The organism is Dyella terrae, from assembly GCF_022394535.1.
GTDB lineage: Bacteria > Pseudomonadota > Gammaproteobacteria > Xanthomonadales > Rhodanobacteraceae > Dyella.
On sequence record NZ_CP089414.1, the window covers coordinates 96,458 to 120,336 of the forward strand.

At 63.1% G+C, this 23,879-nt stretch carries 23 protein-coding genes, 1 pseudogene and 1 riboswitch; of the genes and pseudogenes, 14 read left to right on the forward strand and 10 right to left on the reverse strand.

The window, feature by feature from the left end:
- Positions 1–43: 43 nt before the first annotated feature.
- Positions 44–556 (forward strand): GNAT family N-acetyltransferase, encoded by a 513-nt coding sequence (locus DYST_RS00435; RefSeq protein WP_102303684.1) that lies wholly within the window; start codon positions 44–46, stop codon positions 554–556.
- A gap of 6 nt (positions 557–562) precedes the next feature.
- Here DYST_RS00435 and smpB read toward each other — a convergent pair whose 3' ends face one another.
- Positions 563–1,054, reverse strand: coding sequence for an SsrA-binding protein SmpB (smpB, locus tag DYST_RS00440; RefSeq protein WP_239949201.1), 492 nt, complete (start codon positions 1,052–1,054; stop codon positions 563–565).
- 85 nt (positions 1,055–1,139) lie between these two features.
- Between smpB and DYST_RS00445 the strand changes: the two genes are divergently transcribed.
- Positions 1,140–1,571: a type II toxin-antitoxin system RatA family toxin gene (locus DYST_RS00445; protein WP_102303682.1), complete on the forward strand. Its 432-nt coding sequence runs from the start codon at positions 1,140–1,142 to the stop codon at positions 1,569–1,571.
- Positions 1,564–1,845 carry an RnfH family protein gene (locus tag DYST_RS00450; RefSeq protein WP_239949203.1) on the forward strand — a complete coding sequence of 94 codons (282 nt, stop codon included), beginning with the start codon at positions 1,564–1,566 and terminating at the stop codon, positions 1,843–1,845. Before DYST_RS00445 ends, DYST_RS00450 begins: the two co-directional genes overlap by 8 nt.
- 16 nt (positions 1,846–1,861) lie before the next feature.
- On the opposite strand, the gene DYST_RS00455 is transcribed toward DYST_RS00450, so the two are convergent.
- Positions 1,862–2,323 carry an outer membrane protein assembly factor BamE gene (locus DYST_RS00455; protein WP_239949205.1) on the reverse strand — a complete coding sequence of 154 codons (462 nt, stop codon included), beginning with the start codon at positions 2,321–2,323 and terminating at the stop codon, positions 1,862–1,864.
- 77 nt (positions 2,324–2,400) lie between these two features.
- Between DYST_RS00455 and fur the strand changes: the two genes are divergently transcribed.
- Entirely contained in the window at positions 2,401–2,817 is a 417-nt protein-coding gene (fur, locus tag DYST_RS00460; protein WP_102303679.1) for a ferric iron uptake transcriptional regulator, read from the forward strand.
- A 354-nt stretch (positions 2,818–3,171) separates the two neighbouring features.
- Here the strand turns inward: fur and DYST_RS00465 are convergent, their stop codons facing one another.
- Positions 3,172–4,767, reverse strand: coding sequence for an MASE1 domain-containing sensor histidine kinase (locus tag DYST_RS00465; RefSeq protein ID WP_239949207.1), 1,596 nt, complete (start codon positions 4,765–4,767; stop codon positions 3,172–3,174).
- Positions 4,768–4,882: 115 nt separating this feature from the next.
- Between DYST_RS00465 and DYST_RS00470 the strand changes: the two genes are divergently transcribed.
- Positions 4,883–5,518, forward strand: coding sequence for a response regulator transcription factor (locus tag DYST_RS00470; protein ID WP_102303677.1), 636 nt, complete (start codon positions 4,883–4,885; stop codon positions 5,516–5,518).
- A gap of 222 nt (positions 5,519–5,740) precedes the next feature.
- Here the strand turns inward: DYST_RS00470 and recN are convergent, their stop codons facing one another.
- Positions 5,741–7,411: a DNA repair protein RecN gene (recN, locus tag DYST_RS00475; RefSeq protein ID WP_239949214.1), complete on the reverse strand. Its 1,671-nt coding sequence runs from the start codon at positions 7,409–7,411 to the stop codon at positions 5,741–5,743.
- A 192-nt stretch (positions 7,412–7,603) separates the two neighbouring features.
- Between recN and hrcA the strand changes: the two genes are divergently transcribed.
- The 6 genes from hrcA to DYST_RS00505 all read left to right on the forward strand — a co-directional run bounded on the left by hrcA (position 7,604) and on the right by DYST_RS00505 (position 14,859).
- The gene (gene hrcA, locus DYST_RS00480; RefSeq protein WP_102303675.1) at positions 7,604–8,656 is read left to right on the forward strand and encodes a heat-inducible transcriptional repressor HrcA; all 1,053 of its coding nucleotides are present in this window, start codon (positions 7,604–7,606) and stop codon (positions 8,654–8,656) included.
- Between the two features lie 86 nt (positions 8,657–8,742).
- A complete protein-coding gene (gene grpE / locus DYST_RS00485; protein ID WP_239949216.1) occupies positions 8,743–9,276 on the forward strand; it encodes a nucleotide exchange factor GrpE in 534 nt (177 codons plus the stop codon).
- Between the two features lie 159 nt (positions 9,277–9,435).
- Positions 9,436–11,364, forward strand: a complete 1,929-nt coding sequence (gene dnaK / locus DYST_RS00490) for a molecular chaperone DnaK (RefSeq protein WP_102303673.1) — start codon at positions 9,436–9,438, stop codon at positions 11,362–11,364.
- A 130-nt stretch (positions 11,365–11,494) separates the two neighbouring features.
- Entirely contained in the window at positions 11,495–12,622 is a 1,128-nt protein-coding gene (dnaJ, locus tag DYST_RS00495) for a molecular chaperone DnaJ (RefSeq protein WP_239949218.1), read from the forward strand.
- Positions 12,623–12,768: 146 nt separating this feature from the next.
- The gene (gene dapB / locus DYST_RS00500; protein ID WP_239949220.1) at positions 12,769–13,572 is read left to right on the forward strand and encodes a 4-hydroxy-tetrahydrodipicolinate reductase; all 804 of its coding nucleotides are present in this window, start codon (positions 12,769–12,771) and stop codon (positions 13,570–13,572) included.
- Between the two features lie 49 nt (positions 13,573–13,621).
- Positions 13,622–13,793, forward strand: a riboswitch (yybP-ykoY riboswitch).
- Positions 13,794–13,854: 61 nt separating this feature from the next.
- Positions 13,855–14,859 carry a sodium:calcium antiporter gene (locus DYST_RS00505; RefSeq protein ID WP_239949222.1) on the forward strand — a complete coding sequence of 335 codons (1,005 nt, stop codon included), beginning with the start codon at positions 13,855–13,857 and terminating at the stop codon, positions 14,857–14,859.
- A gap of 3 nt (positions 14,860–14,862) precedes the next feature.
- Here the strand turns inward: DYST_RS00505 and DYST_RS00510 are convergent, their stop codons facing one another.
- From DYST_RS00510 to DYST_RS00520, 3 genes and pseudogenes are all read right to left on the reverse strand, one after another.
- Positions 14,863–15,597, reverse strand: a complete 735-nt coding sequence (locus DYST_RS00510) for a DUF4184 family protein (protein WP_239949223.1) — start codon at positions 15,595–15,597, stop codon at positions 14,863–14,865.
- Positions 15,598–15,764: 167 nt separating this feature from the next.
- Entirely contained in the window at positions 15,765–16,517 is a 753-nt protein-coding gene (locus DYST_RS00515) for a tetratricopeptide repeat protein (protein WP_239949225.1), read from the reverse strand.
- A 58-nt stretch (positions 16,518–16,575) separates the two neighbouring features.
- A pseudogene (locus tag DYST_RS00520) lies at positions 16,576–17,272 on the reverse strand (2OG-Fe(II) oxygenase).
- A gap of 216 nt (positions 17,273–17,488) precedes the next feature.
- Here DYST_RS00520 and carA point away from each other — a divergent pair.
- The 3 genes from carA to greA are packed head-to-tail and all read left to right on the forward strand — an operon-like array spanning position 17,489 to position 22,321.
- Entirely contained in the window at positions 17,489–18,625 is a 1,137-nt protein-coding gene (gene carA / locus DYST_RS00525; RefSeq protein WP_102303667.1) for a glutamine-hydrolyzing carbamoyl-phosphate synthase small subunit, read from the forward strand.
- Entirely contained in the window at positions 18,618–21,845 is a 3,228-nt protein-coding gene (gene carB / locus DYST_RS00530; RefSeq protein ID WP_239949233.1) for a carbamoyl-phosphate synthase large subunit, read from the forward strand. The genes carA and carB overlap by 8 nt, the downstream gene beginning before the upstream one ends.
- Entirely contained in the window at positions 21,842–22,321 is a 480-nt protein-coding gene (gene greA / locus DYST_RS00535; RefSeq protein WP_239949234.1) for a transcription elongation factor GreA, read from the forward strand. The genes carB and greA overlap by 4 nt, the downstream gene beginning before the upstream one ends.
- Before the next feature lie 187 nt (positions 22,322–22,508).
- On the opposite strand, the gene ykgO is transcribed toward greA, so the two are convergent.
- Genes ykgO through DYST_RS00550 form a run of 3 tightly spaced genes read right to left on the reverse strand, consistent with a single transcriptional unit; the run spans position 22,509 to position 23,657 of the window.
- Complete coding sequence (ykgO, locus tag DYST_RS00540; protein WP_010342887.1) at positions 22,509–22,634, reverse strand: type B 50S ribosomal protein L36; 126 nt, start codon at positions 22,632–22,634, stop codon at positions 22,509–22,511.
- Positions 22,588–22,740 (reverse strand): hypothetical protein, encoded by a 153-nt coding sequence (locus tag DYST_RS00545; RefSeq protein ID WP_199179007.1) that lies wholly within the window; start codon positions 22,738–22,740, stop codon positions 22,588–22,590. Before DYST_RS00545 ends, ykgO begins: the two co-directional genes overlap by 47 nt.
- Positions 22,741–22,760: 20 nt before the next feature.
- The gene (locus tag DYST_RS00550; protein ID WP_102303664.1) at positions 22,761–23,657 is read right to left on the reverse strand and encodes a LysR family transcriptional regulator; all 897 of its coding nucleotides are present in this window, start codon (positions 23,655–23,657) and stop codon (positions 22,761–22,763) included.
- Between the last annotated feature and the right edge of the window lie 222 nt (positions 23,658–23,879).

The following is a 23,879-nucleotide window of genomic DNA, read 5'->3' on the forward strand; positions in this document are numbered from 1 at the left end:
CGGCCGCTATTGTTTGCCCGGACCACCACCGAAAGGAACGGCCATGGTGCGGATACGTCAGGCGGGGCTGCACGACGCAGGTGTGTTGACGGATTTGCGTTGCGCGTTTCTGGAAGAAGAGTTGAAGCAGCAGTTGCCAGAGGGCTTCGCCGACCAGCTGCGTGGCTGGATAGAGGACGCCGTACCGGAAGGCCGCCTGCTGGCCTGGCTAGCCGAAGTGGAGGGGCGCGTGGCCGGTTGCGTGATGGTGCATCCGTACACGCACGTACCTTCCGCTTATTTCCGCCAGGGCGTGGGCTGGTATGTGCTCAACATGTATGTGAAGCGGGTTCATCGCCGACAGGGCGCGGCCGCCGCGTTGTTGGCGGCCGTGGGGGCGGCGGCGAGAGAGCGGGAGGTGGATTCGCTCAACCTGCATTCCACGGCTGCCGGCCACAAGCTGTACGAGCGCTTCGGTTTTGGCACGTCGGTGGACGCCATGAACATGACGTTGCACCAAGACGTGATCGGCCTGTCGGAGGGTGAGCCCGGCTCGTGGCGACGAGTGGCGGGCTGAGCGAGCTCAAGCGTGCTTGTTGTGGGCGCGCATGGTGCGTTGCTTTTCACGCTGCCAGTCGCGTTCCTTCTCGGTGTCGCGCTTGTCGTGCGCCTGCTTGCCCTTGGCCAGGCCGATTTCCACCTTCACCTTGTTGGCCTTCCAGTAGAGGGCCATGGGGATGAGGGTGTAGCCCTTGCGTTCGACCGCACCAATGAGCGTGTCGATCTCCTCGCGGTGTAATAGCAGCTTGCGCGTGCGGCGATCGTTGGCCACCACGTGCGTGGAGGCGCTGATGAGCGGCGGGATCGAGGTGCCGATCAGGAAGATCTCGCCCTGGAGCACCACGGCGTAGCTGTCACCGAAATTGATGCGACCGGCGCGCAACGACTTCACTTCCCAGCCTTGCAGCTCAAGGCCGGCTTCGAAGCGTTGGTCGATGTGGTACTCGTGGCGCGCGCGCTTGTTGAGCGCAATGGTGCCGCCTGCGTTTTTGTCTTTGTCCTTAGGCTTGGCCATGTCCGTTAAACTTCGGGCTCATTGCCCTTATGACGGTCCCATCCGTGGAGGGACCTAAGAAGATGACGCTCAAGAAGAGGCTGAAGTGATCGAGATCCGCCGCAGCGCCCTGGTGCGCTATTCGCCTGCCCAGATGTTCGATCTGGTCAATGACGTCGAAGCATACCCAAAGCGCTTCCCGTGGTGTGCTGGCGCGCAGGTGCTGGAACGGACAGAGGATGTGCTGGTGGCGAGGCTGGATCTCAAGTATGCCGGTTTCCGACAGAGCTTTACTACGCGCAATACCACCACGCCCCCCAGCCGCTTGCACATGAGCCTGGTTGACGGCCCGTTTCGCAGCTTGGACGGCGTATGGGATTTCATCGCACTGGGCGATGCCGGCAGCAAGGTGTCGTTCGCGCTGGATTTCGACTATGCCAGCAAGCTGGTTGGCTCCGCGCTCAAGCTGGGCTTCCAGGGATTGGCGAGCCGCATGGTGGAGGACTTCTGCAAGGAAGCGGAGCGCACCTATGGCTGAGCAGATCACCGTGGAGGTGGTCTATGCCGAGCCGTCGCGTAGCTGGTTGTGGCAGGTGATGCTGCCAGTGGGCAGCACCGTGGCGCAGGCGATTGAGGCTTCAGGTGTGGCCCGTGATGTTCCGGGGCTCGTGGTGGATCCGGCGCGGCTGGGCATTTTTTCCCACAAGGTCACACCGGACCACGTAGTGGGCGAGGGCGACCGGGTAGAGATCTACCGGCCGCTCACGCTCGATCCCAAGGAAGCTCGCCGGCGCCGCGCCCACGAGGGCTGACGCCGGCTGGACAGCCTTAGTGGCCGTCGTTGCCGCCACCGCCGTTATCGCCACCCTTGTCCTTGTCGCCGCCGGAACCGGTGTTCTTGTCACCCTTGGTTTCGTCGACCGGGTAGCTGGCGTGATACTTCTTGGTGTCGTTGACCAGCTTCTGTGCGTCTTCGGCAAAGAAGTCGCCCTCAGTACGCACCAGCACATCGTTGTTGAAGGTGAGCTTGAGCGCGCGCACCTTGATGGCGCCACCACGGTGCTGCTGGGTGGAGACGTAGTCCCATTCGTTCTGGCTGAAGGGCGAATTCACAGACGGCGAGCCCATCAGTACCAGCACCTGACGCTTGGTCATGCCCGGCTGCAGCTGATCCACGGTTTTCTTGTCGAGCAGGTTGCCCTGCGACACGTCTGGGGTGTAGATGAGACGGCAGCTGGCCAGCGACAGTGCCAGCAAAGCAAAACCCAGCGTGCGAATCAGCTTGTGCATGCGTGTTGCGTCCGGATCGTAAAGGTGTCGGATGATACACTAACGGCCTTGTGGCGCCGCGTGCGTGGAGTTTGTTTATGGAACAGGAAACCAAAGAACTGCGCAAAGCCGGGCTGAAGGTCACCCACCCCCGCATGCGCATCCTGCAGATCTTCGAGGACGAGGAGGCTCACCACCTCACCGCCGAAGACATCTACAAGCGCTTGCTGTCTCACCAGGAAGACATCGGCCTAGCCACTGTCTACCGGGTGCTGACCCAGTTCGAGGCCGCCGGCATCGTGGTCAAGCACAACTTCGAGGGCGGCCAGGCCGTCTACGAGCTGGACCGTGGCAAGCACCATGACCACATGATCGATGTGGACAGCGGAAAGGTCATTGAGTTCGTCAGCGAGGAGATCGAGCGTCTCCAGCATGAAATCGCGGCGCGCCACGGCTACGTCATCGAGGACCACAGCCTGGTGCTGTACGTCCGTCCCAAGAAAGCTCACAAGTAAGCTTAGGTTCTGGCGGTATCCGAAGGGCCGGTGGCGGAAGCGTTGCCGGCCTTTTTCATTGGCCGGGCCCATGGCGGGCTGAAAAACCTTCGCGCATAAAAAAAGCCGCGGGAGGACTCCTGTCCGCCCTGCGGCTTGATCCGTTACCGGATGGCTCCTAGGAAGGCGAGTTGCTCGCGCAGCCTGGTCGTGCCACCGATTCCGGCGGAGCGGCATCCTGCCGCTCTTCATGCCCACCGTCCCCACGGTTGGCATGGCTCACCATCTTGCGATGGTGGCTCCCCCCACATCGATGGATCCAGCGTAACGAAGCCTTCACACCTCGGCTATCGGAAAATTTCCTATGTAACGATCCTAAGTGCGCGCTACGTCACTAGTTTGCGTGCTGCTTCGCAACAATATCCGTAGATGAACGCCTTGGGCTTCCGGGCGGACCCTGAACAGCCCCCCCAGGGAAGTCACTCTGTCCCGCATGCCTTGCATGCCCCGGCCACCGCGCGGCATACGCGCCGGTAGGCCGATGCCGTTGTCGCGAATATCCAATAGGGCCAGGGCCACGCCTTGGCGTTCGCCAATGCGCAGGCGTAGTTGGAAGGCATCGGCGTGGGCATGCTTCACGGCATTGGTGGCGCTCTCCTGGACCAGGCGGTAGACAACTGTGCGGGTGTCGTCGTCGAGCAGGCGGGGGTCGCCGTGCAGGTCGGTGCGATAGGCCACGCCGGCAGCCGTGAGCAGGTCGCGGATCGGGCCTTCGTCCAGGGCGCGCAGCAGGCCGAATTCGTCGAGGACGGCGGGACGCAAGTCGTCCAGCAGGCGGTGCAGTGCCCGGCGCATATGGCCGAGGATGGTGTTGATGGATACGCCGATATCGTCCATGCCGGCCTGGGCCAATCGCGACTGGGCCAGCTTCAGGTGGGTCTGGATGGCCGTCAGGTTCTGGCCCAGTTCGTCGTGCAGCTCGGCGGCCATGTGGCGACGCTGGTTCTCCTCGGTCTGCAGGTTGCCGCGTGCGGCGTCACGCAGCTGGCGGGCCAAGTGGTCCAGTCGGCGGTTGACCGCCGCGAGGTAGACGTTTTGCTCCGCTACGCGCTCGCTACTGCGGCGCAGGGCGTCGGTGGCCGAGCCGAGCATCAATGCGCCGGTGCCGGCCACGGCGAGGAACAGCTCGCCGGCAGCGCCTGGGATGCCGTGGCCAGAAAGATGATCCACCAGTGTCATGCCCAGGCTGGAGATCAGCATGGAGAGGCTGGCGCCACGCCAGCCGTGGCGGAAGGCGAAGAACAGCACCGGCGCGAGCGACAATACGCGGGCGAACTGCGGCTGCGGCGCCTCATGGGACGAAAGCACTAGCAGAATCGCCAGCGATGGCAGCAGCACCAGCAGGCCGTCCATCAACAGGCGGCCGAGTCCGCGCTTGTCCAGTCGGGCCCGTAGCAACATCACCAGTAGCGGCACGATGAGCAGCACGCCGACGTAGTTGCCCAGCAGATCCTGGCCTAGGGCCTGCATCATCAGGTCGGCGCTGGGGCTGACGTGGATCAGCGCAAGCATCACGGCGTCGGTGGCGGTGGTGGCCGCGACGGTGAAGGCGGCCGACAGCAGCAGGCGAGCGACGTCCTCGGGATCGCGCAGGCTGGCGTGCAGGTTGGCGCGGCGCATCAGCCATAGGCAGATGGCCACCACGGCAGGTTCGGGCAGGGCGGCCAGCAGGAAGCCGCGCCACCCCATCGGCAGTGGATGGACCCAGCTAATCAGCCCGCTAGCCGCCAGCTCGGCGCCGAGCAGCCATGGCCACATCCGCATGGGTGCCAGCAGCAGCGCACCGAAGCGCAAGCCGTAGGGGAGCATCCAATACGGCTGCTCGGTCGGCCACAGCAGCAGCCAAAGCAGGAAATAGCCAATACCAAGGAGCAGGTCGGAACCCGGCAATGCAGGAGATTTCGGTCGCATGCGGTCGATGGTACATGGCGCCGGTCGGCCATCCGGAAGGCCATTTTCGACGGCAGCCCGGGCAACGCGCGGAGGGGAGATCGTCAACCGGCTCTCAGGCTGCTATACATGGGGCATGTACAGCATTGTCCTGGTCGACGACCACGCCATTGTACGAGAGGGGTTCAAGCGGCTAATCGAGATGGAGCCGGATCTGGAGGTCGTTGCGGAATGCCGCAGCGCCGACGATGCGGTGGAAGCGGTTGGCACGCGTCGTCCCGATCTCGTCGCACTCGATCTCTCGCTGCCTGACGGCAGCGGGCTGCCGTTGATCGAGCATTTGCGCAGCGTGGCGGCGGACACGCGCATCGTCGTGCTGAGCATGCACGACGGGGAGCCCTACGTATCTGAAGCCTTGCGTCGTGGCGCCAGTGGCTACGTCACCAAAGGCGTGGCGCCCGAAGAGCTGGTGGCCGGCCTGCGCGCGGTGATGCAGGGCGAATGTTTCCTTAGTTCGGACTTGCGCAAGCGCCGGGCCGAGCGGCCCAGTGAATCGCGGGACCCCATCCATCGGCTCACGGCACGCGAGCGCGAAGTGTTTTTGTTGCTGGCGGCGGGCAGGGCGCCCAAGCAGGTCGCCGGCGAGCTTGGCATCGGCCAGAAGACCGTCTACATCCACCGCGCCAGCCTGATGGGCAAGCTGGGGGCGGGCTCGGAGCTCGATCTCTATCGCATGGCGGCCGAGCGCGGGTTGTTGCCGCGCAAGAACTAGTGGTCGGGACTTGCCTTCGGCGAGTTGTCTGATAGCGCGACGCTTTTCCGCTCGTCATTCCGGCGTAGGCCGGAATCCAGTGGCCTCAATACTGGGTTTTCGCGGCTCCTTGGATTGGAGCGTGTCGCGAAAACTCAGCGCACCTGCTACTGGATTCCGGCCTACGCCGGAATGACGGTCGTCTGAGGCGTCGCCAACCTCGTGTTGCCGGCGCTCTTTAGATCAAACCTGCGCCCGCTCCAGCATCTGCTTGGCGTGTGCTCGCGTTTCGCGCGTGATTTCCACGCCGCCCAGCATGCGAGCCAATTCATCGCGCCGGCCGTTGGCGTCGAGCTTCTCGATGCGTGTACGGGTGGATTCGCCATCGCTGGCCTTGCTCACGCGCAGATGCGCGTGGCCTTGCGCGGCCACCTGCGGCAAGTGGGTGACGCACAACACCTGGCGTTGCGCGCCAAGTGAGCGCAGTTTCTGGCCGACCACTTCGGCCACGGCGCCACCGATGCCGGTATCTACTTCATCGAACACCATGGTCCCAACGGTGTCCTTGCCGAGCGTGGCCACTTCGATAGCCAGGCTGATGCGGGCAAGTTCGCCACCCGAGGCGACCTTGCGTAGCGCGCGCGGTGGCTGGCCGGGGTTGGCGCTGACCAGCAGTTCGCAACGCTCGCGCCCCTGCGGATCGGGCTCGTTGTCGCTGGTGGTTTCCAGCTCCACCACAAGGCGGCCACCGCTCATGCCTAGCTCACCCATCAAGGCACTGACTTCACCACCCAGGCGATCAGCTGCCTGCTGCCGCGACGTGCTGAGTTTGGCGGCTTGTTCGTCGTACTGCTGTTGCAGACGCGAGCGTTGGCCGGCGAGTTTTTCCAAGGCATCGCCGGCGCCCTCCAGTTCGTCCAACTCCCCGCGCAAGGCGATGGCCTTGTCGTGAAGTTCGGGGACCGGCACCCGATGGCGGCGCGAAAGTTCGTGCAGCCGGGTGAGGTGGGTGTCGACCTCGTTGTAGCGCTCCGGGTCCAGATCCACGTCGAGTGCGTAGCGGCCAAGTCCATCGGCGGCTTCGCTCAGCTGGATGGACGCGTTGTCCAACAGCTCCAGCATGGGGGCAAGGCGGTCGTCCAGCGCGGCGAGCTTGCTCATTTCCAGTTGGGCGCGTCCCAACGCGCGGCGCAGTGCGAACTCGCTTTCGCCGTCGAGCAGTTCCACTACGCCGCCAGCACCTTCAGCCAGCCTGCCGGCGTTGGCCAGTCGCTTGTGGCTGGCTTCCAGTTCGGTGAGTTCGCTGGCGGGCAGGGCCCACTTATCGAGTTCGCCCAGTTCGTGGCTCAGCAGCTCGATGCGTTGCTCGCGATCGTCGCCGCCGCTCAGTTTGCGGATGCGGTTGCCCAGCTCGCGCCATTGCAGGGCCAGTTCGCGTACCTGGGCGACCTGTGCCTCGTTGCCGGCGTAGGCATCGAGCAGTCCCATTTGGTGTGTGCGGGAAAGCAGGGCCTGGTGTTCGTGCTGGCCGTGGATTTCCACCAGCAGCGTGGCCAGTTCGCCCAACTGGCTGGCGTTGGCCGGTCGGCCGTTGATCCAGGCGCGCGAGCTGCCCTCGGCACGGATGACGCGACGTAGCTGGCAGGCGTCTTCCTCGTCCAGCTCCTCGCGGCGAAGCCATTCGCGGGCTTCGGGGAGGTGGGTGAGGTCGAACTCGGCGATGAGCTCGGCGCGGTCGCTGCCGGCGCGCACCATGCCGCTGTCCGCGCGAGCGCCCGCCAGCAACATGAGGGCGTCCACCAGCAGGGATTTGCCCGCGCCGGTTTCGCCGCTGACGACAGTGAGGCCTGGGCCGAAGGCGATCTCGGCTTCTTCGACGACGGCGAAATGACGAACGTAGAGCGAGGTGAGCATGGGCGGCGACGTGGTGAAGTCGGGGGATTGTAAGGGGGAGGGGATGGGGGGCGGCTAGTGGGGTGTCGGCCCGGGAGACGACATGCCGTCGTCTGGCCCGTTCCGATACGCCTGCCACCCAACCCTGTCCCCGTTTCTTGCAAACTTTGCCGCCAGACCTTATTTCTTGTCTGTCTCACGGATTGCTACAGCATGCCTGCCGCCCAACTCGATGCCCGCGCACGACGCCTGTTGCGCACATTGATTGCCCAATACCTTGCCGACGGCGAGCCGGTAGGGTCGCGCACGCTATCGCGGTCATCCGGCTTGGATGTGAGCCCGGCCACCATCCGTAACATCATGTCGGACCTGGAAGAAGCCGGGCTGGTGGCGTCGCCGCACACGTCTGCCGGCCGTGTACCGACGCCTCGCGGCCTGCGCCTGTTCGTGGACAGCCTGATCGAGCTGCAGCCCCTGCCGCAGGATGAGATGGCGCGCCTACGCCGCGAGTTGCCGCCGGGCCTCACCACCACCCGCGACCTGCTCGGCAACGTCTCGACCCTGTTGTCGGCGATGACGCAGTTCGCTGGCGTGGTCACGGTGCCGCGGCAGGCTGATTTTCCGCTGCGCCATATCGATTTCGTGGCGCTGCCCGATGCCCGCGTGCTGGTGATCCTGGTGTTCTCGGACAATCAGGTGCAGAACCGCATTGTCCAGTTGGCCAAACCACTGGACGGCAGCGAGCTGGAGCAGGCGGCCAACTATCTCAATGCCCAGTTTGCCGGCCTGCGTTTGGACGACATTCGCGCCCATTTGCTGCGCGAACTGCGTGAGGCCAGTGGCGAACTCAATCGGTTGATGTCCAGCGCGGTGGAGCTGGCGGCGGCCTCGTTCGCCCCGCAAGGCGATAGCGACGACGTACTGGTCAGCGGCCAGACCAATCTGATGGGATACTCGGAACTGGCCAACCTGGAGCGCCTGCGCGAGCTGTTCGAGGCGTTCCAGAAGAAAAGCGAGCTGCTGCAGCTCATGGAAGTGTGCGCCAAGGCCCCTGGCGTGCGCCTGTTCATCGGTGAAGAATCGGGGTTTGCGGCGCTGGACGGTTGTAGCGTGGTCACGGCCAGCTACGGTACCCAGGGGCGCGTGCTGGGCGCGATCGGAGTGATTGGCCCCACCCGCATGGCCTACGAACGGGTCATTCCCGTGGTGCAGGCGACGGCCGGTTTGCTTAGCGACGCCTTGAATCGCGTCGCGACGACCTTATAACGCGCTCGGGAGGCGGGGTTTTACCCGCAAGTGATTGACGGTTGGTGCCTCACGGCACCGGCCACGGATAAGGCTTGGAGTGATTCATGCAAAGCAACGATCCAACGGCGTCCACCGGGACGCAGGGCCCAGGCGGGCAGGGTGACGCGACTGGCGTCGAGCTGGAAGCGCTGAAGGCGCGTATCGCCGAACTGGAAGTGACCAACGTCGAATTGCGCGACACCGTGCTGCGCGAGAAGGCGGAGATCGAGAACCAGCGCCGTCGCCTGCATCGTGACGTCGAGCAAGCTCGCCGTTTTGCCAACGAAAAGCTGCTGAACGAGCTGCTGCCGATTTACGACGGCCTCGAGCGCGGCCTGGAAGTGGAGGGCGGCGACGTGGCCAGCGTCCGCGAGGGCATCGCACTGACGCTGAAGTCGTTGCTGAAGATCGCCGAGAACAATGGCCTTGTGCAGGTCGATCCGGTGGGTCAGCCGCTGGATCCTGAAAGGCATCACGCCGTGAGCATGGTGGAGGCCCCGGGTGCGGCCCCCAACACGGTCGTCAACGTGCTCCAGAAGGGCTACGTGCTGAACGACCGGCTTCTGCGCCCCGCGTTGGTGGCGGTCGCCAAGGAGTGACGCCCTGGCCCGTGGTCGAGGACGCCTGAACGGCGTCCCCTGCGGGCTTAGGCGGAAAGGCATACGGGGTCTTGTCGGCATTGAGATGAAACGTGCCGAGCCCCATCTGGAAACCAGTCGCGGCCGAGGGGTCGCTTAAAGAATTCGGGAGTAGACAACATGGGTAAAATCATCGGTATCGACCTGGGCACGACCAACTCGTGCGTTGCCGTGATGGACGGCACCACCGCCAAGGTCATTGAGAACTCGGAAGGCGATCGCACCACGCCGTCCATCGTTGCCTTCACCAAGGACAACGAAGTCATGGTGGGCGCGCCGGCCAAGCGCCAGAGCGTGACCAATCCCAAGAACACGTTCTACGCGGTGAAGCGCCTCATCGGTCGCAAGTTCACCGACGCAGAAGTGCAGAAAGACCTGCATATCGTTCCCTACGGCATCGTTGCTCACGAGAACGGTGACGCGTGGGTCGAAACGGCCGACGGCAAGAAGATGGCTCCGCAGGAGATCTCGGCCAAGGTCCTCATGAAGATGAAGAAGACCGCCGAGGATTACCTCGGTGAAGCGGTGACCGAAGCGGTCATCACGGTGCCGGCCTACTTCAACGACAGCCAGCGCCAGGCCACCAAGGACGCGGGCCGCATCGCCGGTCTGGACGTCAAGCGCATCATCAACGAGCCGACCGCGGCTGCCCTGGCCTACGGCCTGGACAAGAAGGGCGGTGACCGCAAGATCGCCGTGTACGACCTCGGCGGCGGCACGTTCGACGTGTCCATCATCGAAATCGCTGAAGTCGACGGCGAGAAGCAGTTCGAAGTGCTCGCTACCAATGGCGACACCTTCCTGGGTGGCGAAGACTTCGATATGCGCGTCATCGACTATCTCGTCGAAGAATTCAAGAAAGACCAGGGCATGGATCTGCGCAAGGATCCGCTCGCGCTGCAGCGTCTGAAGGACGCCGCTGAGCGCGCGAAGATCGAGCTGTCGACCAGCCATCAGACCGAAGTGAACCTGCCGTACATCACTGCTGATGCCTCCGGTCCCAAGCATCTCAACATCAAGCTCACCCGCGCCAAGCTCGAAGCGCTGGTGGAAGACCTGATCAAGCGCACCATCGAACCGTGCCGCACCGCGTTGAATGACGCTGGTCTGCGCGTGTCCGACATCCAGGACGTGATCCTCGTCGGCGGCCAGACCCGCATGCCCAAGGTGCAGGAGTCCGTGAAGGACTTCTTCGGCAAGGAGCCGCGCAAGGACGTCAACCCGGACGAGGCCGTCGCTGTCGGCGCCGCCATTCAGGGCGGTGTGCTGGGCGGTACCGTGAAAGACGTGCTGCTGCTGGACGTCACCCCGCTGTCGCTCGGTATCGAGACGATGGGCGGCGTGATGACCAAGCTCATCGAGAAGAACACCACCGTGCCGACCAAGGCCTCGCAGGTGTTCTCCACTGCCGACGACAACCAGAGCGCGGTGACCGTGCACGTGCTGCAGGGTGAGCGTGAGCGCGCGAGCGCCAACAAGTCGCTGGGCAAGTTTGACTTGCAGGGCATCGACCCGGCGCCGCGCGGCATGCCGCAGATCGAAGTGACCTTCGACATCGACGCCAACGGTATCCTGCACGTGTCGGCCAAGGACAAGAAGAGCGGCAAGGAACAGAAGATCGAGATTAAGGCCGGCTCGGGCCTGTCCGAGGAAGAGATCAACCGGATGGTGGCCGACGCCGAGGCCAACAAGGAAGAAGACAAGAAGTTCCACGAACTTGTCAGCACCCGCAACAAGGCCGACCAGTTGGTGCACGCCACCCGCAGCGCTCTCAAGGAGCACGGCGGCAAGGTTCCGGCTGACCAGCTGAGCACCATCGAAGGCGCGCTGTCGGATCTGGAGAAGGTCAAGGACGGCGACGACAAGGGTGCTATCGAGTCGAAGATCGAGAAGCTCGAGCAGGTGGCTCAGGCGCTGTACGCAGCGGCCCAGGGCGGCGGCGCGCAGCCGGATGCAGCCGCGCAGGCGGGTGGCGGCCATCAGGGTTCTTCGGCTCAGGACGATGTGGTCGATGCCGAGTTCACTGAAGTCAAGGACGACAAGAAGTAATATTGGCTGGTCGGCACTGCCGATCTGACGCAGCCCGCGTCCGGACTCAAGTCTGGTCGCGGGCTGTTTGTTGAGGAGACATGGATCGCTCGATTCATGTGGAAGTGAGCGATCCATGCCGGATGCAACGATGAGCAAGCGCGATTACTACGAAATCCTTGGGGTGGAACGCACCGTCACCGAGGTCGAACTGAAGAAGTCGTTCCGTCGACTCGCGATGAAGTACCACCCGGATCGTTGTCCGGACGATCCGCATGCGCAGGAGAAGTTCAAGGAGGCCAAGGAGGCCTACGAAGTGCTGTCCGACGCGCAGAAGCGTGCCGTGTACGACCAGCACGGCCACGCCGCCTTCGAGCACGGCATGGGCGGCGGTCGCGGTGGTTTCGGCGACATGGGCGACATCTTCGGGGACATCTTCGGCGATATTTTCGGCATGGGCGGTGGTGGCGGTCGCGGACGTTCGCGTCGTGGCTCCGACCTGCGCTACATCATGGAGCTCGATCTGGAAGAGGCCGTGTTCGGCGTCGAACGGAAGATCGAGATTCCCACTCAGGTCAACTGCCACCACTGCAACGGCAGCGGTTCGGCCGATGGCAAGACGGTGACGTGCAAGACCTGCGCTGGCCACGGCCGCGTGCGCATGCAGAACGGCATCTTTTCGATCCAGCAGGCGTGCCCGCATTGTGGTGGCAGTGGCCAGGCGATTGAAAAACCCTGCAAACAGTGCGATGGCGAGGGTCGTCTGGAAGAGACCCGCGCGTTGTCGGTGAACATCCCCGCTGGCGTGGACAACGGCGACCGCATCCGTCTCACCGGGCAGGGCGAGGCCGGCCCGGCCGGCGGCGAAGCTGGTGATCTCTATGTGGAAGTGCGTGTGCGCGGACACGCCATCTTCCAGCGCGAGGGTAATGATCTGCATTGCGAACTGCCGATCCGCTTCGCACAGGCGGCGCTGGGCGCGGAGCTGTTGGTGCCGACGCTGGAAGGCGAAGTGCCGATCAATATTCCACCCGAGACCCAGACCGGGCAGATGTTCCGCCTGCGCGGGCGCGGCGTGAAATCGGTGCGCAGCAGCCGCGCGGGCGATCTCATCTGCCGCGTCGTGGTGGAAACGCCAGTGCGCTTGACCAAGCAGCAGCGCGACTTGCTGGAACAGCTTGAGTCCACTTTTGCGCATGACGATGCGGACAAACATACGCCGCGCGCCAAGAACTGGGTCGACGGCGTCAAGCAATTCTGGTCGCGCGTGACTTCGTAAAACACGCTCGGTACAGATACATGCAGAGCCCCGGTTCCCGCCGGGGCTTTTCTTTTGGCCGTCCGTTCGCGGGGCGTCGTGCACGGCGACGCCCGTAGGCAGTAGGATCGGTTCTCACGTGCCAGCCCGTTCCAAGGAATTTGCGTATGACCAAGCCCGTTCGCCTTGCTATGAATGGCGCCACCGGCCGCATGGGACAGGCTTTGCTCGCGCTGGTAAAAGACGACGCCCGCTTCACCCTCGTCGCCGCTCTCGCTTCGCCGACGTCCTCAAAGCTGGGGCAGCCCATCGATGCCTGCGCTGGTGCGTTGGCCTATACGCACGAATGGCCGTCCGCCGGTTCGCTGGACGTGATCGTGGATTTCAGCGGCCCGGCGGGTCTTGCTGAAGCACTCACCTACTGCGAATCGAACGGCACGGCCTTGGTGACCGGCACGACGGGGCTCGATGCGAGCTTCGCGCAGCGACTGAACGCATCGGCCTCGCGGATCGCGTTGCTGCGCGCCGCCAACTTCAGCCTTGGCGTGGCTGTGCTGACACGCCTGCTCCGCCAGGCCGCGGCGTCGCTGCCGGATTGGGATCTGGACATCATCGAGGCACACCACAACCGCAAAGAAGATGCCCCGTCGGGCACGGCGTTGGCGCTGGGCGAAGCCGCTGCCTTGGCCCGAGGTACCTCGTTGCGCGAAAGCGCGGTGTACGCGCGCGAAGGACGCGTTGGTCCACGTCAGCTAGGCACCATCGGTTTCGCCGTGGTGCGCGGAGGTGATGTGGTCGGCGAGCACGAAGCGTGGTTGATAGGGCAGGGCGAACGGATTGAGCTTAGCCATCGCGCCACAGATCGCTCGATTTTTGCCCGTGGTGCGCTGGAGGCAGCGCACTGGCTGAGTGGCCGTGGAGCCGGCGATTACGATCTGGATGCCATGCTTGCCGATCGCTTGCCGCGCTGATCAGACCCCGGCGACTTGCCCCGGGTATGCCTCAGCCCCTAAAATCGCACCGATTGTCATTGGGGAGTAGCCATCCTCACCCCCTCGCGACCGATCATCGGTTGCGACTTCAGAGGAATCCGCGTCAACAGACTTGAAGCTTCGGCTTCATGGCGTGGATGGTGGCGGTGCCGTGAGGCACCCGCAGCCCGGCGAGACCTTTGGCCACGACGCGCTCACCCTGCCGGGCGAGCTCGCGTCGCTGAGCCAATGGTTTTCCGCTCGCCCGGCCTTGGAAAAAGCATGCTTATTGCATTGTTGTTTCTGCTTTCAGCCGGCGCGATCTATCTCGCGTGCGAGTATTTCGTCAACGGCGTGGAGTGGTTCGGCCAGAAGCTCAATCTGGGCGCCACGGCCACGGGCACCATCCTGGCCGCTTTCGGTACCGCGCTCCCCGAGAGTGCGGTGACGTTCGTGGCGGTCATTCTCGGCAAAACCCCCGAGCAGAAGGACATCGGCGTCGGCGCGGCGCTGGGTGGTCCGCTGGTTCTCGCCACCATCGCCTATGCCGTTGTCGGCGTGGCGCTATGGGCCAATCGCCGCCGCCTGCAACGCGTCGACCATGCTGTGCGCGTCGGGCATGGCCGGCTGGCGCGCGACCAATCATGGTTCCTTGCGATTTTCGTGGTGAAGTGTGGGCTTGGCCTGGTTGCCTTCGCCTTCAAGCCATGGCTGGGTGTGGTGTTCCTGTTGGCTTATGGCCTCTACGTATGGCGTGAGCTGAAGACCTCCGACACGGCGCCGGAGGAAGAAGAGCTCGAGCCACTGAAGTTCCAGCCGAAAGCTGTCGACCCGTCGCTGTGGTGGGTTGTCTTGCAGACGACGCTGGCGCTGGTAGTGATCGCCTTCGCCTCGCATACCTTCGTCAAGCAGATCGAGGCCATCGGCGTGGCGCTGCAGTTGTCGCCGCATCTCGTCGCCCTGGTGCTCAGCCCGGTCGCCACGGAGCTGCCCGAGACCATGAATGCGTTGATCTGGGTGCGGCAGGGTAAGGAGCGTCTGGCACTGGCCAACATCTCAGGCGCCATGATGATTCAGGCGACTATTCCCAGTTCGTTGGCCCTGTTCGCCACACCGTGGCTGTTCGATGCGCCTCTGATGGTGGCTGGCGTGCTGACGGGTATTGCTGTGATCTATCTGTGGTGGCTGTTCCGGCGTGGGCGCGTGGATGCGCGTTGGTTGGTACCAGTGGGGGCGCTGTATGGCGTGTTTGCGGCTTATGTGGCTTGGCATTTCTACGCTAGCTGACCGTTATCGCCCATACGTTTTGTATTGACGAAGGCGCCAGACCAACGGATACGCCACGACGATCAGCAATGGCGAGGAAAGGCCATTCCATGCCGTTAGTCGGATCGTGTGACGTAACTGGCTGGTGCCTTCGCCCGGGTTCCAAGTGAAGACGAACGTTAGTGATGCCGCCAGGATGGCCGTGACAACCAAAGACACCATCAGCCAGCTTATGGGTACGCCAGTCCGGAGGCCGCGCAAGAGCTGCTGACGCACTGGCCATGCCGCCACAGCCAAGATCAGCAAGCCCGCAAGGCTACTGCCGTATTGCAGGAGATTGGCGTTGGAGATGGCGGAGTGATTCATCCAGAATAACGGTTGTCCCAACATGGGTAAGTACAGGCCAAGACCGTAGTTGGCATGGGTGCATGCATCCCACGCCAAGTGAGTGAACGCCCCAATAGTCAGGGCGAGCATCACGCGCCATGGCGCGGGTAAGGGCGGTGTCTCGCCGTCGACAAGGGCAGTGGATGTCCACAGCGGCCGCCACCATCGCCACAGCAACCAGCCCATCGGCAAGCAAAACAGCGGCAGGCTGATCAGGTGGTGGCTGGGCAGTGGCCAATGCTCACGCAACACCGGCAGGAAATAGCGTAGGTCGGGCATCATGCTGCCTATCGCCAGCGCCGCGAACTCGTCGATGCTGCAGTGACGCCGCAACGGCAATACGGCGGCGACATGGCTTACGGTGAATGGCATGGCGGATCACGGCGGTTGATGCCGAGCCACTCTATGCGCGAGATGGGTGATGGCGGTGGTCAAAAAGTGACGGCGAGGTGGCCGCACGCTCAGTGACCTACTGCCGTAGCTGCGGCACGCTTCGCAATCTACGTTGAAGCCGAGACCTCGCTAAGGCTGCGGCGCCCTCAGGATTGGCCCAGTCGCGCCAGTTCTGACCGTGCCGCCTTCAGCCACGACTGTTCTTTGCGGCGATAGTAGGCAGGCATCAGCTTGGCGCGGTTGAGCAGGGATTCCAGTACGGCGCGCGCCTCCGCGTCGCGTTGCCGGCGGGCAAGCAAGGTGGCGTAGCGATAGCGGCCCTCCTCGCCGGGGTAGCTGTCGGCCAGCACGCGGTACTCATCCAGAGCTGCCTCGAACTCCCCGAGCTCTTCCAGACTGCGTGCGTAGAGCAGGTGCCCCTCGCTCGACTTGTAGCCCGGGTTACCCTTGATCAGTGCGTCCAGCGTGGATCGTGTGGCGGCAAAATCACCGAGGCCCGCCTGAGCGTGTGCCAAACCGAGCATGAAGCCTGGCTCGCTTGCATACATACCCGTGAGCAGACCCTGATACAGCTCGCGCGCGTTTTCATAGTCGCCGAGCTTGAGGCTTTCATCGGCAAGCCGGCGGCGATTGTCCACCGTGTTGCTCAGTTCAAGCTGGTTCTGCAGTTCGCGCTTGCGTCGCTGGGGATCGATGGCCTGCAGTGCCTTGCTGGCCGCCTTGCGCCCGCGAGGGTCGTGGCGGAGGTCCGGAATGACGGCCACGAGCAGATACACCGCCACCGCGAGATAGGAGCCGATCAGGATCAGCCAGATCCAGTACAGCGGGCGGCCGCTGCGCACGACATGGACGGCGCAAGCGATCTGCAGGGCAATAGAGAGTAAGAAAACGATAGGCATACCTAATCCTTGGATGCAGTGTCAGCCTGGGCGCCCGGCGTGGCCGGGCGGCGCGTGCTCAATCCTTGTGCGCGGCGTTACGGTCGCGGTCCGCGCCCAGCTTGCGGTCGAGCGAACCGAACAGCTTCTTGAAGGCGCGGGAAAACTTGCCGCGCTTGGTCTTGCGGCGCTTCTCTTCCTCACTGGTGAGCCAGGCGACCTGGATCACGCGGCGCTCACCCTCGTAAGGGAGATGGCCGTGGAAGGAGTTCTCGCAGCGTTTGAAGACCGCGAACTCACCGTACAGCGGCTTCAGTTCGGGGGCGATCATGCTGTCGATACTGTCGATGCTGCCCAGAAAACGCAGGCAGCCGTCACTGGTATCCGGCCACAGGTTGTTGAGATAGAGCAGGGCCGTGGCCACCTTGGACTTGCTGTCTGTATGGATGGTGCCGTGGCGCTTATTGAGCGAACGGCACAGGGTGATCAGGGTGGGGTATCGGCCCAGGTTGGCAATGCCTAGGTGCTGGCCGATGGCACTGGCGAACTCGGCCGAGCTGAGGCGTTCCACCAGAGTATTGACCGATGGGCCGCAGTCGCTGGCGTCGTAGGGGAAAAAGCCGGCGCTGGCATAGCGGGGGAAGTCTCGCTCCAGATCCCCCCCGCGCCTCGTCGGGCAGCTGCCCGTGGGCAATCAGGAAGGGGAATGGCTCCATCCGTACGTCCGTGTCCGGTCGGTCGAGGCGAGCAGGATCGAGCAACACGGCTGAGTTCATGGACATCCGGTCTTTGGCTTGGCGGCGCTAGTGTAACGCTCAGGGTAGGGGCTCGGTTGGCCCCATTTCTCGCGCGATGTTCAGCTGTTTCGGGTGGACACCAGAGGGGCTTGCACCTATCATTGCGACCCGCCCTGAAAGATTCCTCGACTAAGGTCCACAAGCCTGCTTCGCTGCGGCTTGCGGACCTTGCTGCACCTAAAAGGCGGTCCTCCCATGCCTATTCCTGCTCTGCTTGCCCTCGAAGACGGCAGCGTGTTCCACGGCTACGCCGTTGGCGCGACTGGCGAAACTGTCGGCGAGGTGGTTTTCAACACCGCCATGACTGGCTACCAGGAGATCCTCACCGATCCCTCCTACGCCAAACAGATCGTTACCCTGACTTATCCGCACATCGGCAACACCGGCGTGAACGTGGAGGACGAAGAGTCTGACACGGTCCATGCTGCTGGCCTGATCGTGCGCGACGTGCCCCGCCGACATAGCAACTGGCGCAGCACGGAAAGCCTGCCCGATTACCTCAAGCGCCACGGCATCGTTGCCATCGCCGGCATCGATACGCGTCGTCTGACCCGCATCCTGCGCGATAAGGGCGCTTTGAACGGCTGCATCGTTGCGGCTGAGCAGATCGATGTGGAGGCCGCCCTGGCGAAGGCGCGCGCCTTCCCGGGCCTCAACGGTATGGACCTGGCCAAGGAAGTGAGCGTCGGTGAGTCGTACCCGTGGAATGAGGGTGTCTACGATCTCGACCGTACCGCCTTCAATCAGCCGTCCAAGCGATTCAAGGTCGTGGCCTACGATTTCGGCGTGAAGTACAACATTCTGCGTCTACTGGCAGAGCAGGGCTGCGACATCACTGTCGTGCCCGCGCAGACGTCGGCCGCCGACGTGCTGGCGATGAAGCCCGATGGCGTGTTCCTCTCCAACGGTCCCGGCGATCCGGCTGCCTGCGACTACGCAGTGGCCGCCACGCGCGAGTTCCTCGACGCGAAGATTCCGCTGTTCGGTATCTGCCTGGGCCACCAGATCATGGGTCTGGCCGTGGGTGCCAAGACGCTGAAGATGAAGTTTGGCCATCACGGTGCCAACCACCCGGTGAAAGATCTGGATGACGGTCGTGTGCTGATCACTTCGCAGAACCACGGTTTTGCGGTCGACCCGGCCACGCTGCCGGCGAATGTGCGCGTCACCCACTCTTCGCTATTTGATGGTTCGTTGCAGGGCTTTGCGCTCACCGACCGTCCGGCGTTCTGCTTCCAGGGCCATCCGGAAGCCAGCCCCGGTCCGCACGACATCGGCTACCTGTTTGATCGTTTTGCCGCCCTGATGCAGGAGGCCCGCACGCATGGCTAAGCGCACTGATATCAAGAGCATCCTCATCATCGGCGCCGGCCCGATCGTCATCGGTCAGGCTTGCGAGTTCGACTACTCCGGCGCACAGGCCTGCAAGGCGCTGAAGGAAGAGGGTTACCGCGTCATCCTGGTGAATTCCAATCCCGCCACGATCATGACCGATCCGGAGACGGCCGATGCCGTCTACATCGAGCCGATCAACTGGCAGACGGTGGAGCGCATCATTGCCAAGGAGCGCCCCGATGCGGTGCTGCCGACGATGGGCGGCCAGACCGGCCTCAACTGCGCGCTCGACCTCGCCGACAACGGCGTGCTTGAGAAGTACAACGTCGAGCTGATTGGCGCCTCGCGTGAAGCCATCCGCATGGCGGAAGATCGTGAGCTGTTCCGCGTCGCCATGGCCGAGATTGGCCTGGATTGCCCGAAGGCCGAAGTGGTTCGCACCTTCGAGCAGGCGCTGCTAACGCAGGTAAAAGTGGGTTATCCCACCATCATCCGCCCGAGCTTCACGCTCGGCGGTTCCGGTGGCGGCATCGCGTACAACCGCGAGGAGTTCGAGGAAATCGTCAAGCGCGGTCTCGAGCTTTCGCCGGTGGGCGAAGTGCTGGTCGAGGAATCCGTGCTCGGCTGGAAGGAGTTCGAGATGGAAGTGGTCCGCGACAAGGCGGACAACTGCATCATCGTGTGCTCCATCGAGAACCTTGACCCGATGGGCGTGCACACCGGCGACTCGATCACCGTTGCGCCGGCACAGACGCTCACCGACAAGGAGTACCAGCGCCTGCGCGATGCTTCCATCGCCGTGCTGCGCAAGATCGGTGTAGACACCGGCGGCTCCAACGTGCAGTTCGGCATCAACGCCGAGAACGGCCGCGTGGTGGTCATCGAGATGAATCCGCGCGTGTCGCGTTCGTCGGCGTTGGCTTCCAAGGCCACCGGTTTCCCGATCGCCAAGATCGCTGCGAAGCTGGCCGTGGGTTACACGCTGGACGAATTGAAGAACGACATCACCGGCGGCCTGACCCCGGCGTCGTTCGAGCCGAGCATCGACTACGTCGTCACCAAGATCCCGCGCTTCGCGTTCGAGAAGTTCCCCTCCGCCGACGCACGTCTCACCACGCAGATGAAGTCGGTGGGCGAAGTCATGGCCATGGGCCGTACCTTCCACGAATCGCTGCAGAAGGCGCTGCGTGGTCTGGAAATCGGCAAGACCGGTCTCAACCCGACGGGTCTGGACCTGACGGCTGAAGAAGGCGTCAACGCGCTCAAGCGTGAGCTGCGCGAGCCGCGTCCCGATCGCGTGTTCCATCTTGCGGACGCATTCCGCGCCGGCCTGACACTGGAAGACGTGTACGGCCTCAGCCGTGTCGACCCCTGGTTCCTTGCGGCGTTCGAGGACATCGTGCTCACCGAGAAGGAAGTGCAGTCGCAGGGCATCACCGCCATCGACGCACTGCGCATGCGCGAGCTCAAGCGCATGGGCTTCTCCGACGCGCGCCTAGCCGAATTGCTGGACACCAACGAAGCAGCAATGCGGCATCTGCGCCGCACGCTGGGTGTGCGCCCGGTGTACAAGCGCGTGGACTCGTGCGCGGCTGAGTTCGCCACCACAACGGCTTACATGTATTCGACCTATGAGGAAGAGTGCGAAGCCAATCCGACCAATCGCGACAAGATCGTCGTGCTTGGCGGCGGCCCGAACCGTATCGGCCAGGGCATCGAGTTCGACTACTGCTGCGTGCACGCAGCACTCGCACTGCGCGAGGATGGTTTTGAAACCATCATGGTCAACTGCAACCCGGAAACCGTGTCGACGGACTACGACACCTCTGACCGTCTCTACTTCGAGCCGCTTACGCTCGAAGATGTGCTGGAAATCGTTGATCTCGAAAAGCCCAAGGGCGTGATCGTGCAGTACGGCGGTCAGACACCGCTCAAGCTGGCGCGTGCGCTTGAAGCGGCAGGCGTGCCCGTGATCGGCACGTCGCCAGACAGCATCGACCTTGCGGAAGATCGCGAACGCTTCCAGCAGATGATCGAGAAGATCGGCCTGAAGCAGCCGCCGAACCGCACCGCACGCACGCCTGAAGAGGCACTGGCCTCGGCCCGCGAGATTGGCTACCCGCTGGTGGTTCGCCCGAGCTACGTGCTGGGCGGCCGCGCGATGGAAATCGTCTATAGCGACGCCGATCTTTCGCGTTACATCCGCGACGCTGTGCAGGTGTCCAACGATTCGCCGGTGTTGCTTGATCGCTTCCTCGACCACGCGGTCGAAGTGGATGTGGACATCATCGCGGACGCCGAAGGCAATGTGCTGGTCGGCGGCATCATGGAGCACATCGAAGAAGCGGGCGTGCACTCGGGTGACTCGTCCTGCTCGCTACCGCCGTACTCGCTGACCCAGGAAGTGCAGGACGAAATGCGCCGCCAGGTCACCGCGATGGCGAAGGAACTGAAGGTCATCGGCCTGATGAACACCCAGTTCGCCATCCAGGGCGACACGGTATTTATCCTCGAAGTGAATCCGCGCGCATCGCGCACGGTGCCGTTCGTGTCTAAGGCCACCGGTGTGCCGCTCGCCAAGATTGCCGCGCGTGCCATGGCTGGTCGTACACTGATCGACCAGGGTGCCACCAAGGAAGTGATCCCGGGCTACTACTCAGTGAAGGAAGCGATCTTCCCGTTCCTGAAGTTCCAGAACGTGGATCCGATTCTTGGCCCCGAAATGCGTTCCACCGGCGAAGTGATGGGCGTCGGTCGCAGCTTCGGTGCTGCCTTTGCCCGCGGTCATGACGCTGCCGGCATCAAGACGCCGCCGAAGGGCAAGGTGTTCGTGTCGGTGCGTGACGCCGACAAGGATCGCCTGCTACCAGTGGCCCGCGAAGTGCTCGAAAAGGGCTTCAGTCTGGTTGCCACTGAAGGCACGGCCAAGTACCTGGCCGAGCACGGCGTCACCTGCGAGCGCATCAACAAGGTGGTCGAGGGTCGTCCGCACATCGTCGACCTGATCAAGAACGGCGAGATCGTCTACATCGTCAACACGACCGAGGGCAAAGCGGCCATTGCCGACTCGTTCTCGATCCGGCGCGAAGCCCTGCAGCAGCGCGTCACGTACTCCACCACGGTGGCAGGTGCCCGCGCGCTGGTGCATTCGCTGGACTACCACGGCGATGGCCAGGTGCACAGCCTGCAGGAACTGCACAAGGAACTGAAAGCATGAGTCGTGCGCCCATTACCAAGGCAGGCTCGGAGCGTCTTCGCGGTGAGCTGGAGAAGCTGAAGTCCACGGATCGGCCGCATATCATCGCGGCCATCGCCGAGGCTCGCGCGCATGGCGATCTCAAGGAGAACGCGGAGTACCACGCGGCACGCGAGCAACAGAGTTTCATCGAAGGACGCATCGGTGCGCTCGAGGCGTTGCTGTCCACGGCGGAAGTTATCGACGTTAGTCGTCTGGCCGCCGGTTCCCGCGTGGTGTTCGGCGCCACAGTGGATCTGGAAGACGAGGACAGCGGCGAAGCCGTGACCTACCAGATCGTTGGTGACTTGGAAGCGGACATCAAGCTGCGCCTTATCGCGGTGTCTTCGCCGATCGCGCGCGCGCTGATCGGCAAGAGCGAGGGTGACAGCTTCGAGTTCAACGCACCCAATGGCGTGAAGCGTTACGAAATCACGGGTGTGCGTTACGACGCCTGAGCAAGTACACCGAGGAGCGCACACCCTGCGCCTCCGTCGGGGCATCAGCACAAGTGCTGATGCCATTTAAAGGGCCGCTGATGCGGCCCTTTTTCTTTGGAATGCGTACGGGGTTAGCCTGGAAATTGAAGCAACAAAAAAAGGCCGCTTTCGCGGCCTTTTTTCTTCGACTCATCGCAGCTAGAAATTAGCGCTGACGAGCCTTGAAACGCGGGTTGCTCTTGCAGATCACGAACACTTTGCCGCGACGACGCACAACCTTGCAGTCACGGTGCCGCGCCTTGGCGGACTTCAAAGAGGAAAGCACCTTCACGGCCAGCTCCTGAAACTATCGAAAGAAAAAATACAAGACGGCGATCATAAACAGTTTCTTGACTTCGTACAAGTCCTTGGATCGCCTGCGCAAATGGGTTGTTCATGGCGGGTGAGATCCAGGCGATCATTCCGGCTCAGTCATGGCGCTAAGGAAGCGGCGGACGACGGGATTGGGGTCGTCCATACGGCTGGCCAGCGCCAGCAGCATGAAGGCGTCAGGGTCTTCCAATTGCAGGTACTTCACGCCGGGGAGGTTCACGGATCGCATGGACGCCGGCACTAGGGCCAGTCCCATGCCAGCGGCAACGAGCACCAGCAGGCCGTTGATCTGCTGGGCGTGCTGGCGGATCAGCGGATGGAAGTTGGCCTTGGCAGCAATCTGGGCGAGGCGATCGTACAGGGTGGCGGCCAGTTCGCGCGGCTGCACCACAAAGGCCTCCATGGCGACCTCCCGCAGCCAGATGCTTTCCCGGCCTGCCAACGGGTGATTGGCGGGCAGGGCGAGCAGCAAGGGCTCCCGGTCGATCACGTCCAAGCGCAGGTGCTTGGCCATGCCCGGATGTTCAGGCTCATCGCGAACGAAGCCAACGTCTAGGTCGCCTGATATCAGGGCGGCGTACTGCTGCTCGGTGTACATCTCGCTGAGGATCAGGCGCACCTGTGGTGCAAAACTGCGGTAGCGCAGCAGCGTCTGGGGTAGGGAGGGGTGGAAGGTGACCGACACGGTGTAAGCGAGTCGTAGCTTGCCGCTGAAGCCCGTAGCCGCGTCGGCCATCTGGGCGCGCGCCTCCTCGGCCTTGCCGAGGATCTGGCGGGCTTGTTCCAGGAAAAGCTTGCCTGGTTCGGTCAGCGACACGTTGCGCTTGTTTCGTTCGAGTAGGCGCACACCCAAATCATTCTCAAGCGATTGAATTTGCTGAGAAAGAGGGGGTTGAGAGATGTAGAGCCGCTGGGCTGCTCGGGTGAAGCTGAGCTCCTCGGCGACCGTTACAAAGTAACGAAGCTGACGGAAGTCGAACATAGGAGGGCTTTAAGACGATTTCCGAATAAGTCGGCCGCTAAATATATATTTGTTTCTATAACGGGTCGATCCTATTATTTCTTACGTCCCGCCACCGTCCCCTCCCCCCCAGGTGGCGGCGACCCTCGCCCCGCTACGACGCTATCCCCGCGATATCTGGTCTTCCTCCCCCTGACCCATATCGACGCGTCGCCTAGCGGGGCGCTTTCTTTTTCAGCACAA